The organism is Balneola sp. EhC07 (genome assembly GCF_001650905.1).
Lineage (GTDB): Bacteria > Bacteroidota > Rhodothermia > Balneolales > Balneolaceae > Balneola.
The window spans coordinates 320,094-339,564 of sequence record NZ_LXYG01000016.1 but is presented as its reverse complement, the minus strand read 5'-3'; the positions used below and the strand labels follow the sequence as shown (position 1 = coordinate 339,564).

Annotated in this window: 16 protein-coding genes and 4 tRNA genes; 9 read left to right on the top strand and 11 right to left on the bottom strand. The window is 38.2% G+C overall.

The features are described 5' to 3' along the window. Positions 1 to 78: 78 nt before the first annotated feature. The 8 genes from A8B79_RS09070 to queA all read right to left on the bottom strand — a co-directional run bounded on the left by A8B79_RS09070 (position 79) and on the right by queA (position 3,371). A tRNA-Thr gene (locus A8B79_RS09070) sits at positions 79 to 150 on the bottom strand. A 13-nt stretch (positions 151 to 163) separates the two neighbouring features. Beyond that, a tRNA-Gly gene (locus tag A8B79_RS09065) sits at positions 164 to 236 on the bottom strand. 7 nt (positions 237 to 243) lie between these two features. Next, positions 244 to 326, bottom strand: a tRNA-Tyr gene (locus A8B79_RS09060). Positions 327 to 354: 28 nt separating this feature from the next. Next, positions 355 to 427, bottom strand: a tRNA-Thr gene (locus tag A8B79_RS09055). Between the two features lie 72 nt (positions 428 to 499). Beyond that, on the bottom strand, positions 500 to 1,141 hold the full coding sequence (locus A8B79_RS09050; RefSeq protein WP_066221252.1) for a DedA family protein: 642 nt from the start codon (positions 1,139 to 1,141) through the stop codon (positions 500 to 502). Continuing rightward, positions 1,142 to 1,618: a 2-C-methyl-D-erythritol 2,4-cyclodiphosphate synthase gene (ispF, locus tag A8B79_RS09045; protein WP_066221319.1), complete on the bottom strand. Its 477-nt coding sequence runs from the start codon at positions 1,616 to 1,618 to the stop codon at positions 1,142 to 1,144. Position 1,619: 1 nt separating this feature from the next. Then, on the bottom strand, positions 1,620 to 2,315 hold the full coding sequence (gene ispD / locus A8B79_RS09040) for a 2-C-methyl-D-erythritol 4-phosphate cytidylyltransferase (protein WP_066221249.1): 696 nt from the start codon (positions 2,313 to 2,315) through the stop codon (positions 1,620 to 1,622). Next, on the bottom strand, positions 2,316 to 3,371 hold the full coding sequence (gene queA, locus A8B79_RS09035) for a tRNA preQ1(34) S-adenosylmethionine ribosyltransferase-isomerase QueA (protein ID WP_066221316.1): 1,056 nt from the start codon (positions 3,369 to 3,371) through the stop codon (positions 2,316 to 2,318). A 171-nt stretch (positions 3,372 to 3,542) separates the two neighbouring features. Between queA and A8B79_RS09030 the strand changes: the two genes are divergently transcribed. The 9 genes from A8B79_RS09030 to A8B79_RS08990 all read left to right on the top strand — a co-directional run bounded on the left by A8B79_RS09030 (position 3,543) and on the right by A8B79_RS08990 (position 14,164). Then, positions 3,543 to 4,049, top strand: a complete 507-nt coding sequence (locus A8B79_RS09030; protein WP_235603642.1) for a hypothetical protein — start codon at positions 3,543 to 3,545, stop codon at positions 4,047 to 4,049. A gap of 7 nt (positions 4,050 to 4,056) precedes the next feature. Then, the gene (locus tag A8B79_RS09025) at positions 4,057 to 4,521 is read left to right on the top strand and encodes a LytR C-terminal domain-containing protein (protein WP_066221247.1); all 465 of its coding nucleotides are present in this window, start codon (positions 4,057 to 4,059) and stop codon (positions 4,519 to 4,521) included. A gap of 15 nt (positions 4,522 to 4,536) precedes the next feature. After that, positions 4,537 to 4,938, top strand: a complete 402-nt coding sequence (rsfS, locus tag A8B79_RS09020) for a ribosome silencing factor (RefSeq protein ID WP_066221241.1) — start codon at positions 4,537 to 4,539, stop codon at positions 4,936 to 4,938. Positions 4,939 to 4,944: 6 nt separating this feature from the next. Further along, on the top strand, positions 4,945 to 5,922 hold the full coding sequence (locus tag A8B79_RS09015) for a 2-hydroxyacid dehydrogenase (RefSeq protein ID WP_066221239.1): 978 nt from the start codon (positions 4,945 to 4,947) through the stop codon (positions 5,920 to 5,922). A 2-nt stretch (positions 5,923 to 5,924) separates the two neighbouring features. Next, entirely contained in the window at positions 5,925 to 9,770 is a 3,846-nt protein-coding gene (locus A8B79_RS09010) for an ATP-binding protein (protein WP_066221236.1), read from the top strand. 49 nt (positions 9,771 to 9,819) lie between these two features. Beyond that, positions 9,820 to 11,160: an MATE family efflux transporter gene (locus tag A8B79_RS09005; protein ID WP_066221232.1), complete on the top strand. Its 1,341-nt coding sequence runs from the start codon at positions 9,820 to 9,822 to the stop codon at positions 11,158 to 11,160. Between the two features lie 79 nt (positions 11,161 to 11,239). After that, complete coding sequence (locus A8B79_RS09000) at positions 11,240 to 12,331, top strand: type III polyketide synthase (RefSeq protein ID WP_066221229.1); 1,092 nt, start codon at positions 11,240 to 11,242, stop codon at positions 12,329 to 12,331. Beyond that, positions 12,331 to 13,029: a methyltransferase domain-containing protein gene (locus A8B79_RS08995; protein WP_066221227.1), complete on the top strand. Its 699-nt coding sequence runs from the start codon at positions 12,331 to 12,333 to the stop codon at positions 13,027 to 13,029. Before A8B79_RS09000 ends, A8B79_RS08995 begins: the two co-directional genes overlap by 1 nt. Further along, positions 13,016 to 14,164: an FAD-dependent monooxygenase gene (locus A8B79_RS08990; protein WP_066221225.1), complete on the top strand. Its 1,149-nt coding sequence runs from the start codon at positions 13,016 to 13,018 to the stop codon at positions 14,162 to 14,164. Before A8B79_RS08995 ends, A8B79_RS08990 begins: the two co-directional genes overlap by 14 nt. Here the strand turns inward: A8B79_RS08990 and A8B79_RS08985 are convergent. The 3 genes from A8B79_RS08985 to acnA all read right to left on the bottom strand — a co-directional run bounded on the left by A8B79_RS08985 (position 14,156) and on the right by acnA (position 19,331). Beyond that, positions 14,156 to 15,313: a GAF domain-containing protein gene (locus tag A8B79_RS08985; RefSeq protein ID WP_066221222.1), complete on the bottom strand. Its 1,158-nt coding sequence runs from the start codon at positions 15,311 to 15,313 to the stop codon at positions 14,156 to 14,158. The genes A8B79_RS08990 and A8B79_RS08985 overlap by 9 nt on opposite strands. Positions 15,314 to 15,397: 84 nt before the next feature. Then, positions 15,398 to 16,513: a GAF domain-containing protein gene (locus A8B79_RS08980; protein WP_066221220.1), complete on the bottom strand. Its 1,116-nt coding sequence runs from the start codon at positions 16,511 to 16,513 to the stop codon at positions 15,398 to 15,400. 112 nt (positions 16,514 to 16,625) lie between these two features. Beyond that, positions 16,626 to 19,331, bottom strand: a complete 2,706-nt coding sequence (gene acnA, locus A8B79_RS08975; RefSeq protein ID WP_066221217.1) for an aconitate hydratase AcnA — start codon at positions 19,329 to 19,331, stop codon at positions 16,626 to 16,628. Positions 19,332 to 19,471 lie beyond the last annotated feature (140 nt).

The window sequence follows — 19,471 nt, the reverse complement described above, 5'->3', positions numbered from 1 at the left end:
TTGGTGCGTTGAAAGGTCTCTTTTGCCATGTCTTTGTCTTGTTTGTGTTAATTAAATTTGTAAAACGATTACCGACAGAGCCGATAGTCGGATTTGAACCGACGACCCCTTCCTTACCATGGAAGTGCTCTACCTCTGAGCTATATCGGCTTCTATTCCAATGAGCGAGCGACCGGGATCGAACCGGCAACATTCACCTTGGAAGGGTGACACTCTACCAATTGAGTTACGCTCGCTTTTGCGTGGGGAGAGCAGGATTCGAACCTACGAAGTCGTAAGACAACAGATTTACAGTCTGCCCCAGTTGGCCGCTTTGGTATCTCCCCAAATTCTTTTCAATAAATCAAATGAATGAGCCAGTGGCCGGAGTCGAACCGACGACCGACGGTTTACAAAACCGTTGCTCTACCAACTGAGCTACACTGGCATTTTCGAAAGACTGGAAAAATACTCATAGTTCATCTTATAGTCAACAAGTCCTTGTGAAAAAAATCATGAACTATTTTGAGTTTCCCACACCCTTTTTTTTGGACCTGAAAATTAAGAATTTTAGTGCTATTACCACAATAATCCCACCTAAAATTAACTTTCCATAGTTGGATAAATACCTTCCGATTATTTCCCAATTATCCTGAACATACCAACCGGCTCCAAGAAGCAGAGCGTTCCACAAAATTGAACTGAGAAAAGAGTTCATTACAGTATAGGAAACCTTTAAACCGCTCATGCCTGTGGTGAGGGAAATTACTGATCTGGTCCCTGCTAAAAATCTGTTTCCAAACACAACCCATTGCCCCCATTTATTCATCCATTTTTTTCCTTTTTGAAAATACTTATAGTCAATGAATTTCAATAAAAAATGACTCTTCGGATTCTCTTCAATTTGTGACCCCCACTTCTTTCCAAACCAGTACATATTCATAAAACCTACAACAGAAGCAACTACTGTAACAACAAATAAGAGCATAAATGAAACCGTCCCTTCAGCGGCTAAATAACCACCAAAAGCAACTATTACATCTCCCGGCATTGGAGGGATCAGGTTTTCAAGATATGCAATTCCAAAAAAGATCAAATAAATTCCAATTGGCGGAACCACATTAATCCAGTCTACTATATTTTGTACAATTTGATCTGCCATTTAATCCAACTTTGAGAGAAGAACTACAGCAGAACTTGAAATCCCTTCTTTTCTACCTTCAAACCCCAACCATTCCGAAGTAGTAGCTTTTACAGAAACATTTTCAATTACTGTATTCAAATCCGAAGAGATCAACTCTCTCATTTGAGGAATATATGGCTTTAGCTTAGGCTCCTGAGCTACTACGGTAGCATCCAGATTTCCTAATTTATACCCTTTGCTTTGAATCAGCTTGTAAGCATCACAGAGAAGAATTCTGCTGTCTACATTTTTATATTTCGGATCTGTATCCGGAAAGTGAGTTCCAATATCCCCTAATGCCAGAGCCCCCAATAACGCATCGGTTATTGCATGAAGCAAAACATCTGCATCTGAGTGTCCGTCCAGTCCTAATTCATGAGCTATCTCAACCCCACCCAGGATTAACTTTCGGTTTGGCACTAGTTTGTGCACATCGTACCCATAACCGATTCTTATGCTACTCATTCCAGCCCTCCGCTATTGTCTCTGCCATTTTTAAATCTACAGGATATGTAATTTTCAGGTTCTCTGAATCTCCCATCACCATTTTTACTTTACCATCAATTCGCTCAACCAAAGAGGCGTCATCTGTTCCTAAAAATTCTTCTTCTAATGCTGATCTATATGCATCAACAATCAGGTCTTTTGTAAACACCTGAGGGGTTTGTGCTTGCCATAATGAGCTTCTTTCAGGAGTATTTTTAACTTCAAGGTTTTCCTTTACTTCCTTGATAGTATCCTTAACCGGGATACCTAATACAGCACCTCCAAATTCATCTGCAGTTTTAAAACAGCTAACAATGAACTCTTCTTTCACGAAAGGACGAGCAGCATCATGCACAGCTACCAACTCTACACCGGAGTTTAAAACCTTTATTCCATTCCAGATCGAGTATTGCCTTTCAGCACCACCTTCAACTACTTCAAGACTAACGGATCTACTCTCCAGCTCCGAGCATATACGCTTACAAGTACTGATATAATTTTTTGGAGCAGGAATTATGATCTGCATCATTCCATCAATATTCAGAAAACACTCGATGGATCTCTGAAGTATAGTTTTACCTGAAACCTCAATAAATGCCTTGGGCACATCGGAACCCAAACGGGTTCCTGACCCGGCAGCCGGAATTATGACCGCCTTCGATTTCAATTAAAGGATCAACATTGCATCGCCAAATGAGAATAGGCGATAGTTTTCCTTTTTAGCTTCTTCATACGCCTTCATCATAAAATCGTAACCCCCGAATGCCGCTGCCAGCATAAGTAAAGTAGATTCCGGGCGATGAAAATTGGTAATCAAACCTTCCGTTATTTTAAAATTGTAGGGAGGGTAAATAAACTTATCAGTCCAACCTGTTCCCATTTTTGACATTCCGCTTGCCATCACACTTGTTTCAATTGCGCGAACTGCACTTGTCCCAATAGCAACTACTTTATTCTTTTTAGATGATAAAGCGACATTTATTTTGTCGGAAGTTTCTTTTGAAAGGAAATAATTTTCCGAATCCATTCTATGCTTTGTAAGATCTTCCACTTCTACATTTCGGAATGTTCCCCAACCGATATGAAGGGTGATCGGAAGCATTTCAACCCCTTTCTTTTCGATCTTTTTGATCAGATCTTCTGTAAAATGCATTCCGGCTGTTGGCGCAGCAACTGCTCCTCTTTCTGTTGCATACACTGTTTGGTATCTATCTTTATCTTCATCAACAGGCTCTCTTTCGATGTACGGAGGAAGAGGCATCTTACCAAGCGAATCTAATTTTTCATACAGCTCGTCGTAACCGCCATCAAAAAGGAATCGAATTGTTCGTCCTCTTGAGGTTGTATTGTCAACAACTTCTGCCATCAACTCATCGTCTTCTTCTCCGAAATAGAGTTTATTCCCGATTCTGATTTTTCTGGCAGGCTCAACTAAAACATCCCAAAGCATATTTTCCGGCTGAAGCTCTCTCAACAAGAATACTTCTATATCTGCTTCTGTTTTTTCTTTTTTACCATTTAAGCGAGCAGGAAATACCTTTGTGTTGTTATAGATTACAACATCGCCTTCGTTTAAATATTCATGTATATCAGAAAATTTTTTGTGCTCAATAGTTTCTTCTGCTCTGTTAAGAACCATAAGTCGAGCGTCATCTCTTTTCTTGAGTGGTTCTTCTGGTACGTTTAATCCTTCTAGTTCGTATCTAAAATCGGTGAGTTTCATCTCTCCTTGGGTTGAATGGAGTTTTAAATTGCTGTTTTCAAAAGTTGAGAAAGATAGCGTTTTATTCAATCTTTTTCAATTCAACTTCATTTGAACTCCTATTTATTATTATGCGTTGTTTGATTATACTTATAGGTGCGGTTCAACGTTAACGAACCAAATTATTACATCATGAAAAAACATCTTTATTACTTTTTACCTGCAATCATATTATTGCTAACCTTTGACGCCAAAGCTCAAATGCGCGGTGATGTTTCACAGCCTTTTGATTACAGAGGAGCGGTTGTTAATACCCAAAGTGCGACTGTACAAAGTAAATTGGCTGATTTTTTTGAAAACAAAGTTCAAATGAGCCATTCATATTCTATGAGTTTCGGTTCTGTTGGTGGTTCATATCAAAACCTGAATGCATACACTAATACTATGAATATTGCATTCAGTGACAGACTACAGGGGCGCGTTGACGTTTCCTTTTTTCACTCTCCGTTTGGTGGAAATAATTTATACGGTACAGGCCAAAACGAACCACGAGTAATGCTAAGTAATGCAGAATTAAATTATCAGATCAGTGATCGAGCGACTATAAGTTTCCAGTATCAAAGATCTCCTTATAGTCCTTATGGGCTTTCACCTTTCGGGTATAACAATTTTAACCGATTTAATTCTAGGTTCTATTAATTCCTGAATGGCTCATCATCAAGACGAGAAGAACTCAACATCTAAAGATCTTTATTTAAATTCCGCAATTGGGTTCCTGAGCGTTCTTCTACTCGGATTGTTGCTTGCGCTTTTTACTCGCATCATTTATCCAAGAGTTTTCAATCAACGAGCTGATCAACCTTCTGAATTAATTGGTTCTATTATTCAATTAGAGGTTTTGAATGGTTGTGGAGAATCAGGGATCGCAAATAATTTTACGAATCTGTTAAGAAATAATGGGTTTGATGTTGTTGAGGTGGGAAATTTTGAACGATTTGATGTTGAGAATACTTTTGTAATTTCCAGAAGCTCGTCATTTAACAATGCAAAGAGAGTTGCAGATGCTCTTGGTGTGAGTGAGGAAAATATAATCCGTGAAGAGTCCGATGATTTTTATCTTGACGTTACGGTTGTACTTGGAAAAGACTATCAAGATCTAAATACTAATTAAACTAAAATAGATACATTGCCAAAAAAAGAACAATTTTCGAACGCTTATTCTGAAGAAGATCTAAAAACAACTGAAGTTTTAGATGCTATTACAGAGGCTTTATTGAGTAAAAAGGCTAATGATATTACTGTTTTAGATGTTTCTGAATTAACTACACTTGCAGAGTTTTTTGTAATATGCCATGGTAATTCCGATGTACAAGTTAAGGCACTTGCCGACATTGTAGAGGAAGATGTATTGAATAAATGCTCAGAAAAGTCCTGGAGAAAAGAAGGTGGCAGCTCCAGAGCCTGGATTATTTTAGACTATGTTAACATTGTAGTTCATGTAATGAGTGAAGAAAAAAGGAATTACTATAACATCGAAAAAATGTGGAATGATGCAAAGATCACTCATATCAAAGATGAAGTAAATTAAATTGAAATGGCTCAGCAAATTCCTAAAGTTCTTGTAACAGAGCCAATCCCTGAAAAAAACTTAGCCTATCTTCGGGAACATTTTATTGTCAAAGTTGGTGCAAAAGGAGAGTTTCAAGATGAGAATAACCTCATTAATGCCATTACGAATTATGATGCACTCCTTTGTATGCTATCCAATCCTATTACAAAAAAAGTTTTAGAATCCGCTCAGAATTTGAAAATAGTAGCCAATTTTGCTGTTGGCTATAACAACATAGATGTAGAAACTGCCAAAACCCTTGGAATAAAAGTAGCCAACACTCCGGATATTCTTACTGAAGCATGTGGTGACTTTGCCATGGGGTTGCTTATGGCTGTAACAAGAAAGTTTAATGAGGCTGAACAATATCTAAGAGAAGGGAACTTTTCCGGATGGGAACCGCTGGGATTTTTGGGGATAGAGTTGAGAGGGAAAACCCTTGGAATCGTTGGGATGGGAAGAATTGGACAAGCTTTTGCACACCGGGCTCGCGCTTTTGGAATGAACATAGCCTATCACAATCGTTCCAGAGTTAGCCCTCAAATTGAAGACTCTCTCAATGCTACATTTGTTTCTACAATTGAGGAACTGGCAAAAAACTCTGATGTACTTAGTTTAAATTGTCCCTTAACAAATGAAACGCATCATTTAGTTAATGAAAATCTTTTGAAGCTAATGCCCTCACATTCTATTTTGATCAACATTTCGCGTGGGCCTGTAGTAGATGAAGCAGCTCTTGCTTATGCACTTCAAAATAAGATCATTGCCGGAGCCGGAATAGATGTATTTGAAAATGAACCCAAAGTTCATCGCGATTTACTTAAAGCTCCAAATTGTGTTCTGTTGCCACATATCGCAAGCGCAACTTTTGAAACCAGGGAAGCAATAGGCATGCTTGCATCTAAAGCTATAGTTTCAGTGCTTAAAGGTGAGCACGATAGCAATATTCCTAACCTCATTTAAAAGTGAAAGCTATAAAATCCAAAAAAATTACCGCGCTGTTTTCTCTTCTTTTGTTGAGTGTACTAAGTCTGGTAATCCTGGAAGTTAACTTTTATACCAACCCGCCTTCTGAATCCGAGATTGAAGAGATGGCTGCTCAAAATGTAGGATCTGCGGTTAAAGTTTTAGAAAGATTCATAACAGATTTTAAAAGTAAAAGCAGACTACTCGGGAAACAGGTTACTCCGTTACTATCTAAAGATTCCTCCTCTGAACAGATACACGACCTTATCAATAAAGAAACAAACTTTTGGGGAGTAGAATTACGAGATAGCACAAAAGCCTTGGTTTGGACAGGTTTTAGAATCCCGAATAATGAACCATTAGCTATCTCAGATACTCTTCTGATAGAGATTGTTAACGTTCAAAATGTTTTGGCTATTAAAGCTACACAATGGCTTTATGATGATTTTGGTAACTCATACTCTCTCACTTCTGCAAAAAAACTAAAACAAACTAATGTTCTGGATCTTGGAAGTGACACGGAATTAAGCATATCTGATGTTCTTGGTATAGATTTCAATTTCCCTGTTCACTTTAGTATTAATGAACCAATTCCTGATGAAGTAATTTTTAAGACCGAGCAATCCTTTAAAGAAGGTAACTTTACCACAACAGTTTATGCTGCTGAAGATGATATAGATACATTTTCTGAGTCAAGAAAAGCAGACCACTCAAAACTGCGATTGATATTTATTGTACTGATAATATTTATCACAGAGCTTTTCCTCTCTTCTTTGTCCTTCATATACAATCCCAAGAAGGTTTTTCTTATATCTACAGCTTCAATTTTTGTATTCTGGATTCTGAGCTGGCTTCTCTTGCCTTTTCTTGATCTGGATCTTGTTTTAGGGACACAAACCGTTCAAACAGAACTTTTTTATCTGGGACTCAACTCATTTCTTGCGTTCGCATTTGCCGTCTTTATTACGGACTTCTACTACTCCAACAAATCATTCAAATACAAGCTACCGTTTACGTATGGGGTAATTATAAATTCTGTAATCGGAATTCTGATTGCACTCGTACTAGTTGGTATATCTTTATCCCTTTTTAGAATTGCAGCCGAAACATCACTTAACCTGAACGATCTGAGTCTGATTCCTGAGCTCAGTATAGTTTTGTATTTCCTTTTTGCGGGTGTACTATGGATAGCATCTTCATGGTCAATAGTTTACTTATTCACGTTTTTGTTAAAATCGATTAGTGCAAAAGGATTTATATCTCTTGCTCTGCTTAGCATTAGTTTTTTTCTGACTCTGTTAGCTCTTTATTTTTACCACCTGAACTCAGAAAAAGTCTGGATACTGTTGCTGGTAAGCATCCTCTTTTCCCTCCTTATTGCAATCTCTTATTTTTCATGGAATGGGTTTCTAAACCTTAGAGACAAATCACGGTTGAGGCTCCTTCTTTTAATTTGCGCCGTGTCCTCCGCACTAGCCTATGCTCCTTTTTATTATGGCCAAATGGACTGGAGAGCAGATACTATGAAAAATGAGGCCATGAGCTTTGCAAAAGAAAGCGAACTTGAGATCGAGACCATTACGGTGGAAACACTCTATATTCTGGAAGAAGTATTATCAAAACTTGAACTCTCTTCTACAGATAATGAATCACTAATAACCTCTGAATTCAATTCCCAAATCGAACTGCTTTTTCGCCAAAACCCCGATTGGCAAACATTTTCGTTTTCAGTTCAATTAATAGATAGCAATGGTGATCCTATATCAGAATTCACTTCTAATTTAAATGCTCCGGGATGGACAAAAGCCTACGACATGTTCAGTCTGGAAGTGCCTTATGTACAGGAACGTATCAGAAGAGAACGAATAAGGCCTATTATTCGAAGAAATCCACTCGAGCAGCCCCCAGCAAAATACACTTCATTCAGACAGGGTTGGATTCCATTTTTCAAATCTCCAACCAGCGAAGAAAAACTGGGATGGATCATATGCTCGGTGTATCAGGAACAGCCACAATACAGAAAACCTTTACGAGCTGTAGTTGCCAGTAAAAAAGAAGAGGACACGTACTCCACTTTTCTTTTAAGTGAATATGAGAACAAAATACTAACCAGGAACTCTCTTTCCGGATTGCCTTTAGAAATTCCTAATTACACTATGCTCTCAGAAGAAATTGATTCCAGATTAAATCAGGATTCTTTGTTTGTAACTTCTGAGACCATTCACGGAGCTGAGGTTGTAGAATTATTCTGGAAGCTATCACCAAGTAAGGTAGTTAAAGTTTCTACCCTAGAGGTTACTTTATTCAACCATGTTTTTTCTATTCTGAGATTCTTCTTTTATCTGCTGATCTCCATTTTTATTATATCAATAATCCTTCAATGGCGAAGAGATTTTAAGATTTTTGAATCTAACAGAAAATTCAGAGATCGGTTTATTGACCGCTTTATAATAGCTTCTTTGCTTTGCCTGATTGCATTAATTGCAACATCCTCAGTAGCAATAACAAACCAAAGCCAGGAAATCACTATTGACGAACTGGAAAATAAGCTAGTGGGTATAAACTCAACGTTTGAGAATAGTGAAGAAAGTGATATTAACCAGACGCTTCTGTTATCCAGTACCCTCATCAATTCTGATGCTGTACTTTTTGAAGGCAACACTTTGGTTGGATCAACTGCCCCACAAATATTTTCTCAACACTTGTTACCTGCTCAGGTACCCTGGAATGTCTACAATGCTATGGTAACTAATGGCAGTGAAATAGAAATTGAACAATTTACTTTGGGTGAGCTGGAATTTTTAATTGGCTACACTCCTGTTAAAAAAAATGGAGTAATGACCAATATTGCAGCGATTCCTACTTTTTTAAAAACGCCTACGTTCAATGAACAACTACTTACCACTATAAGTTATCTGGTAGGTCTTTTTGTTTTGGTATTCGGAGTATTCATCTTTGCCGCTGCTTTGATTGCTAACAGAATGACTAATCCTCTTGAAGAATTAACAGAAGGAATAAAAACGATTTCTGATGGTAGTCTTGAAACTACATTGCCGGTCAAAAGTAACGATGAAATTGGGGCGCTCACTAATGCTTTTAACCTTATGGTTTACCGGTTACAGGAATTGAGAAAGAATCTGGTAGAGGCAGAGCGAGAAGCTGCCTGGAAAGAAATGGCGCAACAAGTAGCTCATGAGATCAAAAATCCGCTTACTCCAATGAAGTTAAATCTTCAACATTTACAGCGCCAGATTAAAGCAACTGATATTGATCCTGAGCAGTTAAAAGAAAAAGTCGCCAAGATAAATTCAAATATGATCGATCAGATCGAATCTTTAAGCCGAATTGCTTCTGATTTCTCAAAATTTGCACGTCCTTTAGAGCAAGAGTTCACCAAAATTGACTTAAATGAAATCCTTCAAAATGTAGCTGACCTGTACTCAAATGAAGGATCGATAAAGATCGACCTTAGTTTGAATAAAACCCCGCTTTGGGTGAATGGTGTAAAAGATGAATTGCAAAGGGTATTCATCAATCTAGTTAAGAATGGGATTGAGGCCATACCCAAACGTCGTAAAGGTATCATCACTTTAAAAAGCCGTCACACTAATTACAAAGCATATATTGAGATCACAGATAATGGAGAGGGAATATCGGCAGAAAATGAACACTCTATTTTTGTTCCAAACTTCAGTACAAAATCAAGCGGAACCGGCTTAGGTCTTGCCATCAGCAAAAAAGTAGTTGAAGAACATGGCGGTGAAATCAATTTCATATCAGAAGTAGGAAAGGGAACAACCTTTACATTAAGTTTTGAACTTTTTACAGGAAATGAAACAGAATAGTTTACCATTCACCTTGCTTCTTCGTACCATTACCGGCTAAGAAATAAACATGCCGGCTACATCCTCAAAAATAAAAAAAGAAAGTTCTGTTCTTCTGAAATTAGGTGGTCCTATCATTGCCACTCAGTTAATGCGGATGGGGTTAAACTTCACTGATACAGTAATGGCAGGTAATCTCTCTGCACTTGATCTTGCCGGAGTAGCTATTGGCAATGCCATGTATCTGCCTTTGTCCATTTTCTGCATGGCAACACTGATAGCGATCAATCCTATTGTTTCTGAACATTTAGGAGCCCGAAGATTTAAGGAAATCGGAACCAGTGCCCGACAAATGTTTTGGCTGGTTTTGTTACTCACTATTCCCACTTTTTTCCTTACTCGAAACCTGGATATCATCATGAACTTAGTTGGGGTTACAAGTGAGATCGTACCTATCGCTACTGACTACCTGAAAGCTATATCCTGGGGCCTGCTCCCTTTGTTTGCATATGCCGGAGTTCGCTATTTCAGCGAAGGTTTATCTGTAACCAAACCCGCTATGTATATCGCAGCTATAAGTCTGGTTCTGAATGTAGGAGCCAATTATATATTTATGTATGGCGGGCTGGGAATAACCGGTATGGGAGCTGTTGGTGCAGGTTATGCGACTTCATTAATTAACCTCTTTGCAGCTATTATTTTTATTGGTTTCATGATGAGGTTTAAACCATTTAAGAGATTTGATATTTTTGCCCGAACCAAAGGTCCCGATCCAAAAATATTCAGTGAATTTCTTCGTGTTGGAATTCCGAACGGGGCGAGTACCGCCATGGAAATTCTACTTTTTGCCAGTGTAAGCGTTTTGATGGGGACTCTTAGCGTTGAAGCTTCAGCCTCCCATCAAATTGCAATAAATGTAGCTGCCACTTTATTTATGATTCCATTCGGTCTCTCCATGGCCATTACTCAACGTGTTGGTTTTTCAATTGGACAAGGTTCTTTATCAAATGCACGACTTCGCGGATTTGTAGGTATTGCTATGTGTGGCTCTATAATGACTCTAACTGCAATTATGTTATTCTCGATTCCGGAAACAATAATCAGCATTTATACTGATGACCCATTGGTGAGTAAAATGTCAGTATCATTGTTATTTATGGCAGGATTGTTTCAAATTTCAGACGGACTTCAGGTTGGGGGCTTTGGAGCGTTAAGAGGTTTAAAAGATACCCGAAGACCAATGATCGTAAACTTTATTGCCTACTGGCTGATCGGTTTTCCTATTGGCTATTATCTGGGAATAATTTCAGATTTTGGTCCCGAAGGGCTCTGGGTTGGTTTGATTTCAGGATTATCTGTTGCTGCAGTTCTTCATAACTTTCGTTTTCACAGGTTGACCGTTGGTGATTAGTGATTCTCACTTCCTCACCTAAAACATGAACTATTCGTGATACAAATTCGTAGAGTTAGTTGTATAATATAACTTAACGATGCCTGTATATATTCACGACATATCAACTTCTGTCCCTGAAGGATCAAATTCTCAGGATTCAGTTCGGGAAATCATGAAATCTGCTCTAGCTAAAGACAGAAAAACTCAAGCCATTCTGCATAGAATTTATTCGCAATCAGGAATTGAAAAAAGGCATTCTGTGATCAATGAATTCCATCAAACTGAAAAACCGAACCCTTACCTGAACGGCTCCGTTACTTCCACTCCAACTACAGGGGAAAGAAATGAGGTCTATAAAACATCAGCATCTTCTTTATTTGTGGAAACCGGGAAAAAGCTACTGGACAAAAATCCCCATTTTGAGAAAGAAGATATTACTCATGTAATTACAGTTTCTTGTACCGGTTTTTACGCGCCGGGACCTGATTATGATCTTGTAAAACAGCTCGGGCTTTTGCCTTCAACAGAACGTTTCCATTTAGGTTTTATGGGATGTTTTGCGGCTTTCCCTGCATTGAAAATGGCTCACTCTTTTTGTCAGAACAATCCGGATGCAGTGGTCCTTATTGTAGCTACCGAACTCTGCTCTCTGCATTTTCAACAGAAAACGGATTTAGATAACCTGATATCAGCTTCTGTTTTTGCTGATGGATCTGCAGGTGCATTGGTAAGCCAAAAAAAACCTCCGAAACTTTCCTACGAAATTCAGGGATTTGCTTCTTCTCTGACTCCCAACGGAGAAAAAGATATGGCCTGGGATATTGGAGATCACGGCTTTGATATGATCTTGTCAACTTACGTTCCTGATATAATTGAAAGCAATCTAAAACAAGTAATACAGCCTCTTTTTGATAAATATGATCTTCAACTTTCTGATATTGATTATTGGGCTATCCACCCCGGAGGCAGAGCAATTGTAGATAAAATAGAGTCCGGTTTAAACCTCAAAGAACATCAGGTCGCAGCATCCCGGAAAACTCTGGCTCAATACGGAAATATGAGTAGCGTTACCGTTCTTTTTGTTTTAAATGAATTGATGAATTCCAATCCCAAAGAAAATTCCAAAATTTTACCAATGGCTTTTGGTCCTGGACTTACTATTGAAAGTGGATTATTAAAGGTAGTTTGATGCCCCTTTTTTTACGTCATAGAAAACCTGAGCTTCGGGAGTTAATGGATGACCCAAACTGTGATTCCGAGAAATTAAAAAATACATATCGCCAGTTTCGAACGATCAATAAACTCTTATCAAGATGGGATCTCATCTACAAAAAAGAAATTAAACCGCTACTAGAACAACAAAATGGAAAAGCCAGCTTATTGGATATAGGTTTCGGAGGTGGAGATATTTCCTTACATCTATCAAAATTAGCAACTGAAGATGGTTTTCATCTAAATATAACTTCTATTGATTCTGATCCCCGTTCTTTAGAGTATATCCAAACTTTAGAAATCCCTTCAAACATACATTTCAGACACGCTTTATCTACCGACCTGGTTAATGAGCAAGCTTCATATGACTTTGTGATTTCAAACCATCTGCTCCATCACTTAGATCAATCTTCTTTTGAAACTATTTGCTATGAAGCAAAACTTCTTGCCACAAAAAAGGTCATCTTTAATGATATTGAAAGAAGTGATTTAGGCTACATTTTTTTTACTGTGCTCTCTAAACTTTTCTTCAAAAACTCATTCATTTCTTATGATGGCAGGATTTCAATAAAACGCAGCTATACATTTGATGAGCTATCAAAAGTAGCCCCGGACAATTGGAAAGTTCACCGGATTATTCCCTTCAGATTGATTTTAATCTATGAAAAAGAATAAATCAGAAATAACTATTGTGGGTGGTGGGCCTGTAGGACTTTTTCTGGGAATTTGTCTTTCTAAACAAGGAATAGATTGCACCATTCTTGAAAAAAGAGCTGAGCCTGTACAGGATTCAAGATCTCTCGGGATCCATCCAGTCTCTCTGGAGTTATTTGAAAAAACAGGATTGGTAAATGAGTTTCTTGAAAAAGGAATTTCTATTAAAAAAGGGTTAGCTCATAATGGAAAAAAAGTACTAGGAATTATCAACTTCGATCAGCTTGGAGGGCCTTTTAATTTTATTCTGGCTTGCCCACAGTTTTATACGGAAAGAATTTTGCTTGCCAAATTCCAAGAACTTAATCCTGAGGGTTTAATTTCTGAAGCCACCGTTACACGTGTTCAACAATCTGATCAGGATGTTTCTTGTTGGTATCAAAAAGCAGGAAAGGAATATTGCATCACCTCAAAATATATTATAGGATGTGACGGCAAAAACAGTCTCGTTCGCAAGGATACCGGCATCCTTTATGAAGGTAAGCAATACCCCGACACTTACATTATGGGCGATTTTGATGACAACACCTCTTTTGAAGATCAAGCAGTAGTATTTTTACCTAAGCAAGGTTTGATAGAATCTTTTCCTCTTCCGGATAACATGCGTCGTTGGGTGGTAAAAACCGACTCATATATTGATTCTCCAACCCAAAACATACTGGCTGATTTTGTAAAACAACGCGTTGGTACTGATTTAAAAACTCTCAAAAACACCATGATAAGTAGTTTTGGTGTTCAGAATTTTTCAGCTGAGAATTATTTTAAAGATCGTGTTATTCTTTGTGGAGATGCCGCTCATGTAGTTAGTCCTATTGGAGGACAAGGAATGAATCTGGGGTGGATTGGAGCATGGTTATTGGCAAAGGCTTTATCCAAAATTAAGATGAATCCTGAAAAAGAAACTGAGTTTTTATCGGATTACCAGAAACAACAAAAGAAGATCGTAAAAAAAGCTTCCCGCAGAGCTGAATGGAATATGAGAATGGGAAGAAAGCAATCTTTCCCTTTTTTTAGAAAAATATTGGTTCAGCTAATTTTAAAAACCCCTTTGAAAAAAATTGCCTTGAAAGTGTTTACTATGAAAGGACTATATTGAAGGCGGATTCGTTGTTTCCCTTGAGAATATCAATGTAAATGTTGTCCCCCCATCTTCATTCATATGCTGTCTGGATTCTGCGTTAAGTTTATCACCCAGAGTTTGAATTACAATTGATGCGAGATTCCCTGCAACTGTTCCATCCAGATACTCAGAAATACCGTTTCCATTATCTGAAATACTGATTAAAACCTTATCTCCGCCATCTTTTTTTACAGCTATTGCGATCTTACCTTTATCATAACCGATAAAAGCATCTCTGTACATATTCAGAATAACTTCATTTATGATAAGGCCTGCTGTTAAAGCTGTGCTGGCTTTTAATTCTATTTTATCGATATCCAGATTGTAGCTTATGTCCTTGTCATAATCTCCGAATATTTCGACAATCGTTGATGTGAGATGGCCCAAATAGAATCCTACATCTATCAGCTCATTATCTTCTGAATTAAACAGAATTTTGTGAGCATGCGCTATAGTTTCAATTCTGGAACCGGTAGACTTCATCAAAAACTTAGCATTTTCATCACTAAGCAATGGAACCTGTAACTGAACCAGTGCATTTAATGCAGATAAACTATTCTCAAAACCCTGATGGACCTCTTTTAATCGATGCTCTTTGTCCTTGATTGTATTTTTGAGATCATCAACTTCTTTAGCCTTTTCGATAGACAATGCTGCATGTGCCGCCAGAGTTTCTAACACCGGAATATCTTTTTCAGCAAACTCCCGGCTCTCTTTTTTATTCAATGCCTGCATAATTCCAATTACGTTGTTCTTTGAATCGAACATTGGAACACAAATCATATTTCTTGTTTTGAAGCCCTTACTTATATCCCCAAAAAACTCTTTACTCTTTGCCATATCATTGACCAGGTATGGCTTCTCATTCTTTAAAACCCAACCAGCAACTCCTTTATCTCTTGGTATGATCTGACCCTTTACCTCATCTCTTACAGGACCTGTTGGAACACTTAAATGTAATCTTCCGGTTGAATTATCTAACAACATCAAAGAACTTGCTTCGGCATCAACAACATAACATACCGAATCCATGCACTTCAGAAGAAGTTGTTTTAGCTCCATTGTACGATTGATCCCCTCAATCGCATGAAGCAACAGTCTCATATTTTGATGGTTGTCAGACATAAACTTATAAACTGTAAAGATGCTTTTTTCAGCCCAAAAAACAAAAGGCGGAATAATAATTTACAAGATAGGGAGAATAGAAATTTATAATGGTATTTCTACTGTGAAACTAGTACCTGTTTCACTCGGTGTATGAGTGATCTTTGCATTCATTTGCTTAACAAAAGCATGAACAACAAATAAGTGATCTGATTGATTTTTTAAGACAGGCATCCCAACTCCATCATCTGACAGATTCAATTGAATTTTTTCATTCGCTAAATTCCTGACTCTGATATTAATTGTGCCTGCATTTCTATCAAAAAAAGCATGTTTAAATGCATTAATAAGTAACTCATTTAAAGTGAGTCCACACAAAATAGATAACTCAGCCGGTATTTCTATATCATCAATTTGAGCCTCAATCCGGATTGTTTTTTCATTTTGATTGTAAATACTCTTAATACTTCCAATTATATGGTTTAAAAATACCTTTAGACCAACTTCATTTGTATCACTATCTTCATATAATAACGAATGAAGATGAGCTATCGATTTAAGTCGGGAGCTTGCATTCCTCAGAATGTCAATGGAATCTCCATTTTCCAGCCTGTTGGATTCCAGTTCCATAAGTGCTGAAATAGCAAATAAGTTATTCTTTAACCTATGATGAGTCTCTGACAAAAGCAGTGTTTTTTTCTCAAGCTTTGCTTCCATTTCATCATATTCTCTGTTTCTTTGAATGGCTAAAGAAATGTGTTCAGCAAGTATTTTAAATACTTCTAAGTCTTCTTCGAGAAATGAAAGACCAAGTTCTTTATTTACTGCTTGCAAGACACCGTAAGCTTCTCCATCTCTATCTCTTAATGGGACACAGAGCAGACTTTTGGTTTCAAAGTCCGCACTAAGATCTTGCCAAAAAGCATCGTCTTTCGAAACATCATTACTTAAGAATGCTTTATTATTTTGGATTACCCAACCACTAACTCCTTTATCTTTCGGAATTTTAAAACCTGTAATCTCATCTTTAACAGGACCGGTGGGGATACTCACATTTAACTCTCCTGTACCTTTATCCAGCAACATTAACGTACTGGCTTCTGCACCCAATACTGTTTGTATTGCGTTCATACTCTTTACAAGAAGTTCTTTAAGTTCTACTGCCCTGCCAATACTCTGAATGGAATGAACAAGTAATTTAGTGTGCTCTATTTTTTGCACTTTTACCCGAGTTAAATTTTTCCAATATCAGGTTTTTTTCTGTAAAAAAGAAAAAAGCTCCGTCTGCATTCACAAACGGAGCTTTTAATTAAACTAAAAAAATAATTAACTCTTAGTTTTTACTTTTCTTTAAGTAATCTAAAAGTACGGTATGGAGGATTCCACCATTTCGATAATAGTCTACCTCTACCGGCGTGTCAATTCTACTGTTTGTAGTAAAATTAATCTCTTTACCATCCTCAGTTACCGCTGTTACTTTTACATCTTCACGAGCTTTTATATCATCACTTAAATGAATAGTAAATGTTTCAGAACCATCTAAACCAAGAGATTCCGGAGTTTCTCCTTCTTTAAATTGTAAAGGAAGAACTCCCATTTGTACCAGGTTTGATCTGTGTATTCTTTCATAAGATTCCGCAATAACCGCTTTCACTCCAAGCAGATTTGTACCTTTAGCAGCCCAGTCACGAGACGAACCCGTTCCGTATTGGTTTCCAGCTATGGCAATCAGTGGAGTGTTATTCTCTTTATACTTCAATGAAGCATCGTAGATAGTTGTGATCTCACCGGTTGGATGATACTCAGTAAACCCACCTTCTTTTCCCGGAGCCAATTGGTTTTTAAATCGAACATTAGCAAATGTACCACGCGTCATAACACGGTCATTTCCTCTTCTGGATCCGTAAGAGTTGAAGTCTTTCTTTTCGACTCCATGCGCTTTCAGGTATTCACCAGCAGGAGCGTCTTCTTTGATGTTCCCTGCCGGAGAAATATGATCTGTTGTAATGGAATCTCCAACTTTTACAAGAACACGAGCACCTTCAATAGATTTGATCGGCTCAGGCTCTTCCTTCATATCCATAAAGAAAGGCGGCTCCTGTATGTAGGTTGAATCTTCGCTCCATGCAAATTGATCTCCACCGGAAACAGGGATTTCTTCCCAGGTCGGAGATTCGAAAATATCGGAATACATTTTGTCGAAAAGATCCGGGCGAATTGCGTTGTCTAAATGCTCTGCAATTTCTTCTGTTGTTGGCCAGATCTCTTTCAGATAAACATCATTTCCATCTTTATCCTTACCGATTGGGTCATTATTCATATCAATATTAACCGTTCCGGCAAGAGCATAAGCAACTACTAGTGGAGGTGAAGCCAAGAAATTAGCTTTTACCCATGGATGAATTCGTCCCTCAAAGTTTCTGTTTCCGGAAAGAACACCGGCAGCGATAAGATCCCCGTCTTTGATCGCTTTTTCTACAGGCTCAGGCAATGGACCAGAGTTACCAATACAAGTTGTACATCCATATCCAACTAAGTTGAACCCAAGCTTATCCATGTATTCAGTTAAACCGGCTTCTTGTAAATACTCGGTTACAACTCTTGATCCCGGAGCGAGAGAAGTCTTCACATAAGCCGGCACTTTTAGTCCACGCTCAACAGCTTTTTTAGCTACAATTCCTGCACCTAACATTACACTTGGATTAGAAGTGTTTGTACAGCTTGTGATAGCAGCAATTACTACATCACCATGAGTCATTTCAATTTCTTGACCATTCTTATACAAGCCTTTGCTGGCGAGTCTTTCCTGAGCGAGATTGAAACCCATCGTAGGATTATCACTGGTCAAAGAAGTTTCGAAAGCTTTCTTCATGTTGCTGAGTGTAATTCTGTCGTGCGGAAGTTTTGGTCCTGCTAGAGAAGTTTCTACTGTGCTTAGATCTAATTCAAGTGTAGTCGAAAATTCAGGATCAGGAGTATCATCCGTTCTGAATAATCCCTGAGCTTTGGTATAATTTTCAACCAAACTTACTAACTCTTCTGAACGACCTGTTCTTCTCATGTAGCGGAGCGACTCGCTGTCAATTGGGAAGAAGCCCATCGTTGCACCATATTCCGGAGCCATATTTGCGATTGTAGCGCGATCAGGCAAACTCATGTTGCTGATACCGTCGCCATAAAATTCCACAAACTTACCAACCACTCCGTGCTTTCTCAGCATTTGTGTTACAGTAAGAGTAAGATCAGTAGCAGTTACACCTTCACGGAGTTTCCCGGTTAATTTCATTCCGGCTACTTCAGGAACCAACATAGAAATAGGCTGACCAAGCATGGCTGCTTCCGCTTCAATTCCACCAACACCCCAACCTAAAATACCGAGTCCGTTGATCATAGTTGTGTGAGAATCGGTTCCTACCAGCGTATCAGGATAAGCCGTTTTAGTTCCGTCAACTTCTTCACGGGTAAACACTCCACGACCTAAATACTCTAAATTCACCTGATGAACGATTCCACGTCCCGGAGGCACTACTCTAAAATTATCAAAAGCTTCTTTACCCCATTTAAGGAATTCGTAACGCTCGTTGTTACGCTCCATTTCTTTTTCAACGTTGAACATGAGCGCCGCATCTTGGCCAAACATATCAACCTGAACAGAGTGGTCAATAACCAGATCAACAGGAACCTGCGGATTGATATCGGTTGCTTTCCCACCCATTCGTTGCATTGCAGAACGAAGAGCAGCAAGGTCAACTACTGCCGGTACTCCGGTAAAATCTTGCAGAACTACACGTGATGGTTTAAATGGAATTTCTCCTTCAGGGCTTTCTGCGTTATAGGTAGCCAGTGTTTCGATGTCAGCATCTGTTATTGCGTAGCCATCGTTTTCTCTCAACACGGCTTCCAATAAGATCTTTATCGAAAATGGAAGTCGGCTGACTTTATCGTAACCCATTTCAGTAAGCTTAGGAAGACTATAAAAAGTAGCTTCCCCATTACCCGTTTCAAATGTTTGTTTAGTGCTTTTAAATTTGTCGCTCATTTCAGAATAATTTTAAAAATTCGAGTAGACTTAGAAGATACAAATCTTTTAACCCTTTGTCTTTCTGCGAATAACGTTTTTGAGGGTTTTATCATTTCAAGAAGCAATCGATAATATTTTGTAAGGAATCAAGCATTTAT

Coding starts and splice junctions, on each gene's coding strand:
- A8B79_RS09030 (WP_235603642.1), top strand. CDS start 3,543: ATGAAAAAACATCTTTATTACTTTTTACCTGCAATCATATTATTGCTA.
- A8B79_RS09015 (WP_066221239.1), top strand. CDS start 4,945: ATGGCTCAGCAAATTCCTAAAGTTCTTGTAACAGAGCCAATCCCTGAA.
- A8B79_RS09050 (WP_066221252.1), bottom strand. CDS start 1,141: ATGGCAGATCAAATTGTACAAAATATAGTAGACTGGATTAATGTGGTT.
- A8B79_RS09000 (WP_066221229.1), top strand. CDS start 11,240: ATGCCTGTATATATTCACGACATATCAACTTCTGTCCCTGAAGGATCA.
- A8B79_RS08985 (WP_066221222.1), bottom strand. CDS start 15,313: ATGTCTGACAACCATCAAAATATGAGACTGTTGCTTCATGCGATTGAG.
- A8B79_RS08990 (WP_066221225.1), top strand. CDS start 13,016: ATGAAAAAGAATAAATCAGAAATAACTATTGTGGGTGGTGGGCCTGTA.
- queA (WP_066221316.1), bottom strand. CDS start 3,371: ATGAAACTCACCGATTTTAGATACGAACTAGAAGGATTAAACGTACCA.
- A8B79_RS09025 (WP_066221247.1), top strand. CDS start 4,057: ATGGCTCATCATCAAGACGAGAAGAACTCAACATCTAAAGATCTTTAT.
- acnA (WP_066221217.1), bottom strand. CDS start 19,331: ATGAGCGACAAATTTAAAAGCACTAAACAAACATTTGAAACGGGTAAT.
- A8B79_RS09005 (WP_066221232.1), top strand. CDS start 9,820: ATGCCGGCTACATCCTCAAAAATAAAAAAAGAAAGTTCTGTTCTTCTG.
- A8B79_RS08995 (WP_066221227.1), top strand. CDS start 12,331: ATGCCCCTTTTTTTACGTCATAGAAAACCTGAGCTTCGGGAGTTAATG.